The sequence below is a fragment of the Methyloceanibacter methanicus genome (genome assembly GCF_001723285.1).
GTDB classification, from domain to species: Bacteria; Pseudomonadota; Alphaproteobacteria; order Rhizobiales; family Methyloligellaceae; genus Methyloceanibacter; species Methyloceanibacter methanicus.
This window is the reverse complement of sequence record NZ_LPWG01000012.1, coordinates 108,799-120,512: the sequence shown is the minus strand read 5'-3', so window position 1 is coordinate 120,512 and position 11,714 is coordinate 108,799. Positions and strand designations below refer to the sequence as shown.

General features: G+C 63.6%; 11 protein-coding genes and 1 pseudogene. 5 read left to right on the top strand and 7 right to left on the bottom strand.

Annotated elements, in window-relative coordinates:
• Window positions 1–43: 43 nt before the first annotated feature.
• The 4 genes from AUC68_RS10240 (at window position 44) to AUC68_RS10225 (ending at window position 2,244) form a co-directional block, all read left to right on the top strand.
• Window positions 44–280, top strand: coding sequence for a BolA/IbaG family iron-sulfur metabolism protein (locus AUC68_RS10240; RefSeq protein ID WP_069437560.1), 237 nt, complete (start codon window positions 44–46; stop codon window positions 278–280).
• A 23-nt stretch (window positions 281–303) separates the two neighbouring features.
• Window positions 304–654 carry a Grx4 family monothiol glutaredoxin gene (grxD, locus tag AUC68_RS10235; protein ID WP_069437559.1) on the top strand — a complete coding sequence of 117 codons (351 nt, stop codon included), beginning with the start codon at window positions 304–306 and terminating at the stop codon, window positions 652–654.
• Window positions 655–793: 139 nt separating this feature from the next.
• Window positions 794–1,432: a DUF1326 domain-containing protein gene (locus AUC68_RS10230; RefSeq protein ID WP_204377025.1), complete on the top strand. Its 639-nt coding sequence runs from the start codon at window positions 794–796 to the stop codon at window positions 1,430–1,432.
• A 17-nt stretch (window positions 1,433–1,449) separates the two neighbouring features.
• Window positions 1,450–2,244 carry a DUF2182 domain-containing protein gene (locus AUC68_RS10225; RefSeq protein WP_069437557.1) on the top strand — a complete coding sequence of 265 codons (795 nt, stop codon included), beginning with the start codon at window positions 1,450–1,452 and terminating at the stop codon, window positions 2,242–2,244.
• A 66-nt stretch (window positions 2,245–2,310) separates the two neighbouring features.
• Here the strand turns inward: AUC68_RS10225 and rpsD are convergent, their stop codons facing one another.
• From rpsD to AUC68_RS10210, 3 genes are all read right to left on the bottom strand, one after another.
• Complete coding sequence (gene rpsD / locus AUC68_RS10220) at window positions 2,311–2,928, bottom strand: 30S ribosomal protein S4 (RefSeq protein WP_069437556.1); 618 nt, start codon at window positions 2,926–2,928, stop codon at window positions 2,311–2,313.
• A gap of 215 nt (window positions 2,929–3,143) precedes the next feature.
• Window positions 3,144–3,713 (bottom strand): hypothetical protein, encoded by a 570-nt coding sequence (locus AUC68_RS10215; RefSeq protein WP_141701208.1) that lies wholly within the window; start codon window positions 3,711–3,713, stop codon window positions 3,144–3,146.
• 203 nt (window positions 3,714–3,916) lie between these two features.
• Window positions 3,917–4,738, bottom strand: a complete 822-nt coding sequence (locus AUC68_RS10210) for an RNA methyltransferase (protein ID WP_244500480.1) — start codon at window positions 4,736–4,738, stop codon at window positions 3,917–3,919.
• Between the two features lie 93 nt (window positions 4,739–4,831).
• Here AUC68_RS10210 and AUC68_RS10205 point away from each other — a divergent pair, with 93 nt between their 5' ends.
• A complete protein-coding gene (locus tag AUC68_RS10205) occupies window positions 4,832–6,061 on the top strand; it encodes an NADP-dependent isocitrate dehydrogenase (RefSeq protein ID WP_069437554.1) in 1,230 nt (409 codons plus the stop codon).
• 37 nt (window positions 6,062–6,098) lie between these two features.
• On the opposite strand, the gene AUC68_RS10200 is transcribed toward AUC68_RS10205, so the two are convergent.
• The 4 genes and pseudogenes from AUC68_RS10200 to recA all read right to left on the bottom strand — a co-directional run bounded on the left by AUC68_RS10200 (window position 6,099) and on the right by recA (window position 11,666).
• Complete coding sequence (locus AUC68_RS10200) at window positions 6,099–7,274, bottom strand: cyclic nucleotide-gated ion channel (protein WP_069437553.1); 1,176 nt, start codon at window positions 7,272–7,274, stop codon at window positions 6,099–6,101.
• Between the two features lie 3 nt (window positions 7,275–7,277).
• The gene (locus tag AUC68_RS18730; protein WP_425283224.1) at window positions 7,278–7,445 is read right to left on the bottom strand and encodes a hypothetical protein; all 168 of its coding nucleotides are present in this window, start codon (window positions 7,443–7,445) and stop codon (window positions 7,278–7,280) included.
• A gap of 73 nt (window positions 7,446–7,518) precedes the next feature.
• Window positions 7,519–10,050 (bottom strand): annotated as a pseudogene (alaS, locus tag AUC68_RS10195) (alanine--tRNA ligase); the annotation flags it as partial.
• Between the two features lie 461 nt (window positions 10,051–10,511).
• The gene (gene recA, locus AUC68_RS10190; RefSeq protein WP_083240624.1) at window positions 10,512–11,666 is read right to left on the bottom strand and encodes a recombinase RecA; all 1,155 of its coding nucleotides are present in this window, start codon (window positions 11,664–11,666) and stop codon (window positions 10,512–10,514) included.
• Window positions 11,667–11,714 lie beyond the last annotated feature (48 nt).

The window sequence follows — 11,714 nt, the reverse complement described above, 5'->3', positions numbered from 1 at the left end:
TCCGGCGCTAAATTGGTGTGGACCTAAGACAGGAGAGACGACAATGGCGATGGCCGCCACGGATATCGAGCGCCTGATTCTCGAGCGCTTCCCCGACGCAAAGATCGAGATCGAAGACCTGGCCGGTGACGGCGACCACTACGCGGCATCTGTCGTGGCAGAGGAATTTCGCGGAAAGTCCCGCGTGCAGCAGCATCAAATGGTCTATGACGCCCTGAAAGGCAACATGGGCGACGTGCTGCACGCGCTCGCTCTGAAGACATCCGCCCCCCAGCAGTAATCGTTCGGAAAAGGACAGCAGCCATGAGTGACCAAGACGTCAAAGACTGGATCAGCAAGCAGATCTCCGGCAACGACATCGTGCTGTTCATGAAAGGCACGAAGTCGACGCCCCAATGCGGCTTCTCCATGCAAGTCGCGCAAATCCTCAACCATCTCGGCGTGGAATACGAAGATATCAACGTCCTGGAGGATATGGGCGTGCGCGAAGGCGTGAAGGCCTTCTCCAACTGGCCGACCATTCCACAGCTCTATGTGAAGGGCGAATTCGTGGGTGGGTGCGACATCGTCCGCGAGATGTTCCAGGCAGGCGAGTTGCAGGACATGCTGAAGGAGAAGGGCATCGCCAGCAACGCGGAGACGCAGACGGCCTAGTCTCGCAGACGGTTTTCTAGGATAATCATCCCGGCCCGGACCTCTTGGTCCGGGCCTTTTCACTCTTGGCATGGGTTGATCTGGTCCGGACACGGATTATGCTCCAATCAGGTCTGACTACTCTTGAGCCACGGAGCACATCGCAATGATCGACTGGGAGTTGAAAGGCGTCGAGTTCATCAATTGCAATTGCGACTACGGGTGTCCCTGCCAGTTCAATGCACTGCCGACCCATGGCGATTGCCAGGCGATTGGCGCCTACCGCTTCGACGAAGGCCACTTCGGCAATATCGACCTCGGCGGCCTCAATGTGATCGGGATGTTCACCTGGCCCAAGGCCATCCACGAAGGAAACGGCCGCGCCTTCCTCATTGTCGATGAGCGTGCGACCGAGGAACAGCGAAGCGCTCTCCTGTCCATCCTGTCCGGCGAACATACCGAACCGGGCAAAACGATCTGGAACGTCTTCGCGGCCACGTTCGCCGAAGTGCTGCCGCCTGAGGTCAAGCCTATCCATATCGACATCGATGTCGACGCCCGGACGGGTACGGTGCGCGTCGATGGGATGGTCGAGATGCATGGCGAGCCGATCCGCAATCCGGTGACCGGCGCGGAACTGCGGGCGAGGATCGACCTGCCGAACGGCTTCGAATATTCCCTGGCCGAGATGGGTAGCGGCTCTTCGAGATCGCAGGGTCCAATCCCGCTCGCGCTGGAGAACAGCTATGGCCAGTTCGCGCGCCTGCATCTGAACAATTCAGGCATTGTACACGCCTGAAGCGGACACTTGCGGAAATGCTCGAAGCCCTTCTCCGGCGGGAGAGCGCGGTCGTCACTGCCGCGCTGATCGTCCTGATCCTCCTGGCTTGGCTCGCGCTACTGGCCGGCGCCGGGACGGGTATGAGCGTGGTGGCCATGAGCGGCTGGTGGTTGCCGATGTCGCTTCCGGCCGGAGAGAGCTGGCCGTGGACACCCCATTACTGGCTGATCGCTTTCGTGATGTGGGCGGTGATGATGGTGGCGATGATGTTGCCGTCGGCGGCCCCGATGGTGCTGCTCTACGCGAGGGTGGTCCGGCGTGCGGACCAGCAAGCCGCAAGTGCCGAGGCACCGCTTTCAATCGCCTCGTTCGCTGGCGGCTATCTGAGCTTGTGGATTCTTTTCAGCATCTTGGCCGTCGCGGTTCAATTTGCGTTGGAGCGTGCCGGGCTCATGACGATGATGATGAGTTCTCGCAGTGCGCTCCTGTCGGGAGCGCTCCTCATTGCCGCCGGAGTCTATCAACTCACTCCGCTCAAGGCAGCGTGCCTGGAGCATTGCCGGAGCCCTGCGGCCTATCTCGCCAACCATTGGCGTGCTGGACCTATGGGCGCCTGGCGCATGGGGCTTGAACACGGCGCCTATTGCGTGGGCTGCTGTGCCGTCCTGATGCTCTTGCTCTTCGTGGGCGGGGTCATGAATCTCGTTTGGATCGCAGGCCTGTCGCTCTTCGTGGCGATCGAAAAACTCGCCCCTTTCGGGCCTAAGCTCGCGAAAGTCCTCGCCGTCGTTCTGATTGGTGCGGGGGGCGCGCTCATCGCAACAGCCTGACTCGTAATTACGGCCTGCCACCGGAAACCGGTGCAGGCCGTAAATCGTTTCAGATGCCTGGTTCGCTTAGCGCGAATAGAATTCGATGACGAGGTTCGGTTCCATCATCACCGGATAGGGAACGTCGGACAGCCCCGGCACGCGCGTGAACGTGGCGACCATCTTGCCGTGATCCACATCGACGTAATCCGGTACGTCGCGCTCGCCGCTCTGCGCGGCCTCGAGCACCAGACCGAGATCCTTCGACTTGTCCCGCACCTCGATCACATCGCCTTCCTTGCAGCGGTAGGACGGGATCGTAACCCGGCGGCCGTTCACCTTCACATGACCGTGCGAAATGAACTGGCGCGCGGCGAAGACCGTCGGCACGAACTTCGCCCGGTATACGACCGCATCCAGGCGGCGCTCCAGCAGCCCGATAAGGCGCTCGGAGGTATCGCCCTTCAGGCGCGACGCCTCGTGATAGATAGCCTTGAACTGCTTCTCTGTGATGTTCCCGTAATAGCCCTTCAGCTTCTGCTTGGCGCGAAGCTGCTGGCCATAGTCCGAGAGCTTACCGCGGCGGCGCTGGCCATGTTCGCCAGGTCCGTACTCGCGCTTGTTCTGGGGGCTCTTCGGGCGTCCCCAGATATTCTCGCCAAGCCGGCGGTCGATCTTATGCTTGGCGTGAATGCGTTTCGTCATTCGTCAAGACTCCAAAGCCAAATCAGGCTTTCCACGGGCGGTCGATTGTCCCCGCGTCTGCCGCAAAAACCCATTGATGGTGGTTGATCGGGGACCGCCAAAGTCGTCCAGCGGTCCGCACCCAGCCCGAAACGGCCGGGCCAAGGCGTTCTGTTACACGGAATGCCTGGAAAATGTCAATTCCGCTATCGCGATCCTTGTTGGCGGGTGCCCGATTATTGGGCCCCGGCGGACGCCACATAGGCATTGATGGCGCTCTCGACCCTCTGCCGCTGTTCCGGCGGGCATTTCGGCGGCGGGGGCGCCTTATGAACCTCGGAGGGCTCGCCGGATGCCTGGGCCGCCGCACCTTCACCCTCGGCGGAGTCCGAATCGGGCTCTGTCGAGAAAGACGCATTGCCGGTGAAGAACGAGACCGCAAACAGATGCAGCGCCTCGATCATCAAGAGTTGCTCCCGGCTCCAGCTCTGCTGGGCCTTTTCCTTCGTCAGCATCGCCTCGTAATTCGCCTGGGCAAGGTTCGGAAGGCCGCACACATCGGCATAGGCGGACCGGGTGGCCGCCCGAATGACACGGCGCGCGTCGTCCTCGGGAATCACGAATTTATTGGGGTCGGCCTTGTCGACCGGAACCATCTTGCCGTCGGGGCCCTTGACCTCGTCGGGGATGAGGGAGAAGGCGTAGTACACCATGTTGCGCACGCCACGTTCGCTCAGGCCGCCGTTCTGGCCCGTAGCGGGCTGCTTGCTGCGCTGATTGAGTTCCTCGGCAGCGACGGTCGTCATGCTCGAGCGACGATCCGTGGCTTGATCTGCGGCTTCGGCGGGCGTTCCAATCAGCGGCACGAGCACAATGCCTAAAACTCCACCCAACTTCACCCACGCTTTTATCATTGGACGCCCCTCTCCTTAGTCTCGCGGAAGCTACCACTGTTGACACCCATCGCAACAGGAGAAACGGGGCGTAACTGTGGCCGCAATCGGCACAGCTAACCCTTTGATGCCGCTGAATGCCGCGTCAGAGCCGCGATGATCCCGCGCCATGTGCGGACATCTTGTTCGGTGCACGCCATACGGTGGAACATGTTCCGTATCGAGCGGACCATGGCCGGGCGTTTTTCAGGCGGACGCAAAAATCCGGCCGCGTCGAGCGCCCCTTCCATATGGTCGAAAAGACCGAACAGCGATGCGCGCGTGGCCGGTCCAGTGCCGGGAGTCGCGAGGCCCTCCCGGGCGGGCCCATCGAAAGACGTGATGCGTCCCAAGCCTTCCGGATTGCCGCCTTTCATCCACTCATAGGAGAACAACAGCACGGCCTGGGGCAGGCTGAGAGAGGCGCAACCTGGATCCACCGGCGCCGTCAGGATGGCATCGGCCAAGGCGATCGAGTCGTTGTCGAGACCGTTGCGTTCGCCTCCGAACATCACCGCACACCGCTCGCCCGACTGCGCGCGCTTGCGCAGACCCACCGCCGCCGTTTCGGGACTGAAGACCGGCTTCACCATCTCGCGCGGCCGGGCCGTAGCGGCCACGACGTAGTTGCAATCGGCCAGCGCGGCCGCGACGGTCTCGAACACCTTCGCCCCGCTCGCGATCGGCTCGGCGACCGCGGCCGCCGCACACGCCTTCTCATTGGGCCAGCCGTCGCGCGGCGCGACCAGCCGCAAATCGCCTAACCCGAAATTGCCCATGGCCCGGGCGGCAAAGCCGATATTCTCGCCCAGTTGCGGCTCCACCAGCACGATCGCCGGAGCCATCAAGCAGGCGTGCGCTTTCGTCAACTTGCCGGTTTGCTCATCTGTTTCCATCATGGCCGGACGATGCTACAGGGAGCCGCGGCCCGCAATGGGTGGCGGCGTAAAGCCTTCGGGCCCGGACACTCCCCCTTTCTTGGAGATAGCTGCGTGGACAAGATCAAGGTTCAGAACCCGATCGCCGATTTGCTTGGCGATGAGATGACCCGCGTTATTTGGGACATGATCAAGGAAAAGCTCATCGAGCCCTATCTCGACATCGAGCTTGTACCGTTCGATCTCGGTATCGAACATCGCGACGCCACGGACGATCAGGTGACGGTCGACGCCGCCCACGCGATCCAGGAATTCGGCGTCGGCGTGAAATGCGCGACCATCACGCCGGACGAAGCCCGTGTGGCGGAATTCGGGCTCAAGAGGATGTACCGCTCGCCCAACGGCACGATCCGCAACATACTTGGCGGCGTGATCTTCCGTGAACCCATCATCTGCCAGAACGTGCCGCGCCTTGTGCCGGGTTGGACCAAGCCCATCGTGATCGGGCGTCATGCCTATGGAGACATCTACCGGGCCCAGGACTTCCGGGTGCCGGGGAAAGGCAAGCTGACCATCCGGTTCGAAGGCGAAGACGGCGAGACGATCGAGCGCGAGGTGCATACCTTCGACGGCTCGGGCGTGGCGCTCGGCATGTTCAATCTCGACAGCTCGATCCGCGACTTCGCGCGCGCCTCGATGAATTACGGCCTGGCGCGCAACATGCCGGTGTACCTGTCGACCAAGAACACGATCCTCAAGGCCTATGACGGCCGCTTCAAGGATCTGTTCGCGGAAATCTTCGAGACCGAATTCAAGGACGCGTTCGCCGAAGCAGGCCTCACCTACGAGCACCGGCTGATCGACGACATGGTTGCCGCCGCGCTGAAATGGTCCGGCGGCTATGTGTGGGCGTGCAAGAACTACGATGGCGACGTCCAGTCCGACACGGTCGCCCAGGGCTTTGGGTCGCTCGGCCTGATGCGTTCCGTGCTCATGACCCCGGACGGCAGCACCGTGCTGGCCGAAGCCGCACACGGTACGGTGACGCGCCATTTCCGCCAGCACCAGGAGGGCCGCGCCACCTCGACCAATTCCATGGCCTCGATCTTCGCCTGGGCCGGCGCTCTGAAGCATCGGGCCAAGCTCGACAACAACGAGGCGCTCGCCCGCTTCGCCAACACGATCGAAACGGTCGGGGTCGCGACCATCGAGTCGGGCTACATGACCAAGGACCTAGCCCTACTCGTCGGCGCCGATCAGGCCTGGCTGTCGACCGAGGGCTTCATCGACAAGATCGACGAGAACATGCAGGCGGCCATGTCCGGGAACGTCGCGGCCGCCTAGCTTGGCCATGCCGTGAGAACCGGGGCCGTTTCAGCGCTCAGGTGGCCGTTTCGCCCACGGCATTTTGCGAGGCCGCCGCGAGGCTGAGGCGCTCCCGGAGATCGGGATAGCGCCGCGACAGCCGACCCAGCGCCCGGCCATCCAGCATGTAGACCCTGCAATGAGTCGTGGCGATCACGTCGTGCTCGTGGCGCCGGCGTTCCAGCAGCGCCATCTGGCCGAAGAGATCGCCTTCGCGCAGCGTGAGCGTGCGATCGTCGCCGAGGGCGAGCAAGGCCTCGCCACTTGCCAGAATGTACATGCCGTCGCCGGCGTCCCCCGCCCGCACGATGGGAACGCCGGGATCGACGCTCCGCGTCTCGAGCAGCTTGGTGATGTCGGCGATTTCCACGCGGCTCATATTCGCAAAGACTGGCACGCGCGCCACCATGGACCAGGTCGCCACGAACTGATGGCGCATGGACTCCTGGCTGAACCCCGTGGCGATAATGGCGACGGGCAGCGCGAACATGCCGACGCCAAGCACCATCACCACGCCGCCCAGGACCTTGCCCCAGGGCGTGACCGGAACGACGTCGCCGTAGCCCACCGTGGTGAGGGTCGAGAGCGCCCACCAGGACGCCGCGGGAATCGATCCGAATGCATCGGGCTGTGCGTCCCGCTCCAGGAAGTAGACCCCGGTGGAGGCGAACAGCAATAGGATCAGCATGACAAGCAGCGCACCCAACAAGGCGCGGTACTCGTCCTGGAACACGCGCAACAACGTCTGCAAGGCGGGCGAAAAGCGCGCGAGCTTGAAAAGCCGCACGACGCGCAGCAGTCTGAGCACCCGCAGATCGACGGGGATCAGCCACTGCACATACCAGGGGGCAAAAGCCAGCAGGTCGATGATCATGATGGGACGCGTGGCGAAGATGGCCCGCGCGCGCGCTGGCGGCATCCGCGACAGAACCGGAATCTCGACCGCGCTCCAAACCCGCAGTGCGTATTCGACGGTGAAGACGAGCACGGAGAACACCGTTGAGGCGCGGAACCACGGGCCGTAGCGCACCGCCAGATCGCCGACGGTTTCCGCGGCGAAGGCGATTGCGTTCAACACGATCAAGACGACGATGAAGCCGTTGACGACGTAGGCGGCCGGATGGGCATCGCTGCCCAGTTCCAGAATTTCGTGGACCTTTCGGCGCCAACGGCGCCAAGCGGTCATGGCCATGGTTTACGCTTGTCCGGCGTGCCCGGACGCCGACGGCGGCGCCGCGCCATCGGACCCGGCTTCGAGGCTGGCCGCGATCGCATCGAGCGCGGCGTCGGCCTTGGCGCCGTCGGGGCCGCCGGCCTGGGCAAGATCGGGGCGCCCGCCGCCGCCCTTGCCGCCTAGCGCCACGGCGCCCACAACGCACGAGGTCGACCGCGTTGAAGCGGGAGGTCAGGTCCCCAGTGACCCCCACGACAAGTCCGCCTTTTCCGTCCGGGGCCGTATTCGCGATGGCGACCACGCCGGACCTTGCTTTGGCGTCGTCGGCCAAAGCCTTCAGATCGTTGTTGGGCAGTCCGGAGACGCGCAGCGCAAGGTACGAAGTTCCCCCGACGGAGATGATGTTGGTCTCCTCGCCTTGCGATCCGCCGCCGCCGAGCGCCACCTTCTTCCGCATGTCCGCCACTTCACGGTCGAGCTTGCGGCGCTCCTCGACGATGGCGGCCAGCCGGTCGAGCATCTCGTCCGGGGCGACTTTGAGCATCTCGGCCGCCTCTCTGACCCGCATGTCTTGCGTGGCGAGATAGGTGCGCGCCGCATCGCCGGTCAGGGCCTCGACGCGGCGGACGCCCGCCGCCACGGCACTCTCGCCCACGATCTTCAGAAGACCGATATCGCCCGTGCGGCGAACATGGGTCCCGCCGCAAAGCTCGATCGAGTACGCGTGATCCGCCTTCTCGCTTTCCGGCGTCACGCCCATGGAGACGACACGCACTTCCTCGCCGTATTTCTCTCCGAACAGCGCAAGCGCGCCGCGCCCAATCGCCTCGTCCGGCGTCATCAGATGCGTTTCCACCGGGCTGTTCTGAAGGATCATGGCGTTCGCCATGTCTTCGACGGCCTTGATCTCCTCCGCGCTTGGGTTTGGGATGAGAAAAGTCGAACCGCAAACGCCCGGGCTCCACCAGCGAGCCTTCTGCGCCACATGGGTCCCGAGGATCTGCCGCAAGGCTTCGTGCAGAAGATGGGTGGCCGAATGATGCGCACGGGTGGCTGTGCGGCGCGCCCGATCCACCGACAGGGTCACCGTCTGCCCCCGCAGCAGCTTGCCCTGCTCCACGACGCCGTCATGGAGAAACAGGCCATGCAGCTTCTTCTGCGTGTCGGCGACGGCGAAGACCGTGTCGTCGCCGATCGTGAGCGTGCCCCGGTCGCCGACCTGGCCGCCGGACTCCGCATAGAACGGCGTTTGATTGACGATGACGATGCCGCGGTCGCCCGCTTCCAGCTTTTCGACCCGGGCACCCTCCTTGACGAGCGCCACGATTTCGCCCGACGCGGTCTCGGTCTCGTAGCCCAGGAACTCCGTGGCCCCCAACTCTTCCTTGAGCTCGTACCACAGACCATCCGTCGCCGCCTCGCCGGACCCGGCCCAGGACTTCCGGGCTTCGGCCCGCTGACGCTCCATGGCCGCGGCAAAGCCCGCCCCGTCCACGCCGATGCCCTTGGCTTTCAGCGCGTCCTCCGTCAGGTCGTAGGGAAAGCCGTAGGTGTCGTAGAGCTTGAACGCGATCTCGCCCAAAAGCGTATCGCCGGACGAAAGACCTTCGACCGCCTCGTCCAGCAGACGCAAACCCCGGTCGAGGGTCTCGCGAAAACGGGTTTCCTCGAGCTTCAAGGTCTCGCCGATCAACGCCTCGCCGCGCTGCAGTTCCGGAAAAGCGCGGCCCATCTCGCCAACGAGCGTCGGCACGAGCCGGTACAGCAGCGGCTCCTTCGCACCCAGAAGATGCGCGTGGCGCATGGCCCGCCGCATGATCCGGCGCAGCACATAGCCGCGGCCCTCATTCGAGGGCAGCACACCGTCGGCAATCAGAAACGACGACGCGCGCAGATGGTCGGCGATGATGCGATGGCTCGGCGCCTCGTCCCCATCGTCCGGCACGCCGGTGAGATCGACGGACGCCGCGATCAGCGTTTTGAACAGATCGATTTCGTAATTGTCGTGGGTGCCTTGCATGACCGCCGCGATGCGCTCGAGCCCCATGCCCGTGTCGATCGACGGGTGCGGCAGCTCGACCCGGGTGCCGTCTTCGCGTTGGTCGTATTGCATGAAGACGAGATTCCAGATCTCGACGAAGCGGTCGCCGTCCTGATCGGGACTGCCGGGCGGCCCGCCCGGCAGATGGGGCCCGTGGTCGTAGAAGATCTCCGAACAGGGCCCGCACGGTCCCGTATCACCCATGGACCAGAAATTGTCCGATCCCGCGATCCGCAAGATCTTGTCGTCGCCAAATCCGGAGACCTTTTTCCAGAGATCCGCGGCCTCGTCGTCATCCACATACACGGTGACGAGGAGCTTCTCCGGCGGAAGACCCAGCGTGCCGGTCAAGAACGACCAGGCCAGCGAGATCGCCCGCTCCTTGAAATAATCGCCGAACGAAAAATTGCCGAGCATCTCGAAAAACGTGTGGTGCCGCGCGGTGTAGCCCACATTGTCGAGATCGTTGTGCTTGCCGCCGGCACGCACGCATTTCTGCGACGAAGCCGCCCGCAACGCTGGCGGCTTCTCCTGGCCGGTGAACACGTTCTTGAACGGCACCATGCCGGCATTGGTGAACATCAAGGTCGGATCATGCCGCGGAACCAAAGGCGCCGAAGGCTCCACCACATGGTCCGCATCGGCGAAGTACTGAAGAAAGGCGGCACGCAGTTCGTTCGCCCGCGTGGGTACGTCCAGCACCGGCACCTTGCGCGCCGGCGTGCCTGTCTTGGGCGTGCCTGTCTTGGGCATGCCTGTCTTGGCCGAGCCATTTTGGGCCGTGCCATTTTTGGCTTTCCTAGCGCTCACTCTCGCAGCACCCAATTTGCCAGCAGCCGATTTGGTAGCATCCGCTCCGGCGGCTCCCTACGATCTACGGAGCCCGCCCTTCAATGTCCGCACCCATGCGACGGCTCAGGAACCAAGCAGCGTCCCGGACCCTACCCGATTCGGCAGTCCCGGCCGCACCTCCGATCCCCGTTTCGACACAGACGGAAACAGGGAGGAAGCCGGGGCAGACATACGGTCTCACTCAGGCGCTGTCCAGCGCTCACCGCACGGCGGAACGCCCCACGATCCACAAAACCATGAGGCGCCCGCACACCAGACCACGTTCGGAAAACCGCGAAACCGACGCCGCTCCCCAGCGAGCAACGGGCAATGGGCAATGGGCAATGGGATGCCACGATAGGCGCTCGGGCCCTAGCCCAAGCTTACCCGCGTTTGCTCTTGCGGCCGCCACCGGAGATCGGCGTCACGGTTTCATCCTCGTCTGGCTCTACAGGCGGGAGATCATCATCCCCGGCACCGCCCTCCATGTCGCCGCCCTCCAAGAGCTGATCGCCCAGAAGGCCGGCATTCTGCCGGATGGCCAGCTCGATCCGCTGGGCCATGTCCGGATGCTCCTTGAGGAAGGTCTTCGCATTCTCGCGGCCCTGGCCGATCCGCTCGCTGTCGAAGGAGAACCAGGACCCGGACTTTTCGACGATACCGGCCTTCACGCCGAGATCGATCAACTCGCCCATCTTGGAGACGCCTTCGCCATACATGATGTCGAACTCGACCTGCTTGAAGGGCGGTGCGACCTTGTTCTTGACGACCTTGACGCGGGTCTGATTGCCGACAACCTCGTCCCGCTCCTTGATCGCACCGATCCGGCGAATGTCGAGCCGCACCGACGCGTAGAACTTCAAGGCATTGCCGCCACTCGTGGTCTCGGGCGAGCCGAACATCACGCCGATCTTCATGCGGATCTGATTGATGAAGATGACCATGCAGCGGGATTTGGAGATCGAGCCGGTCAGCTTCCGCAAGGCCTGGCTCATGAGACGGGCCTGGAGGCCCGGCAGGGAATCGCCCATCTCGCCTTCCAGCTCGGCCTTGGGCGTCAGCGCCGCCACCGAATCCACGACCAGCGTCGATGCGCCCGACCGGACCAGCGTATCGGCGATCTCAAGCGCCTGCTCGCCCGTGTCGGGCTGTGAGATCAGAACGTTCTCGAGATCCACGCCCAGCTTCCGGGCATAGACCGTATCGAGCGCATGTTCCGCATCGACAAAGGCGCACACGCCGCCCTTCTTCTGGGCTTCCGCCACGACGTGAAGGGCAAGCGTCGTCTTGCCGGAGGATTCCGGCCCGTAAATCTCCACGACCCGGCCGCGCGGCAGACCGCCGATCCCGAGCGCGATATCGAGCCCCAGGGAGCCGGTCGGAATCGCCTCCACCTCCACGGCGGTCTCGTTCTGGCCGAGCCGCATGATGGAGCCCTTGCCGCAGGCCCGCTCGATCTGGGAGATCGCAGCTTCCAGCGCCTTCTCTCTGTCCATTTCCCCTCCAGCCTCAACAAGGCGCAGCGCGGCGTTCGACATCGACGAATCTCCTTATTTCACAGCCCTGGGGCTTGCGTAAATGGCGGT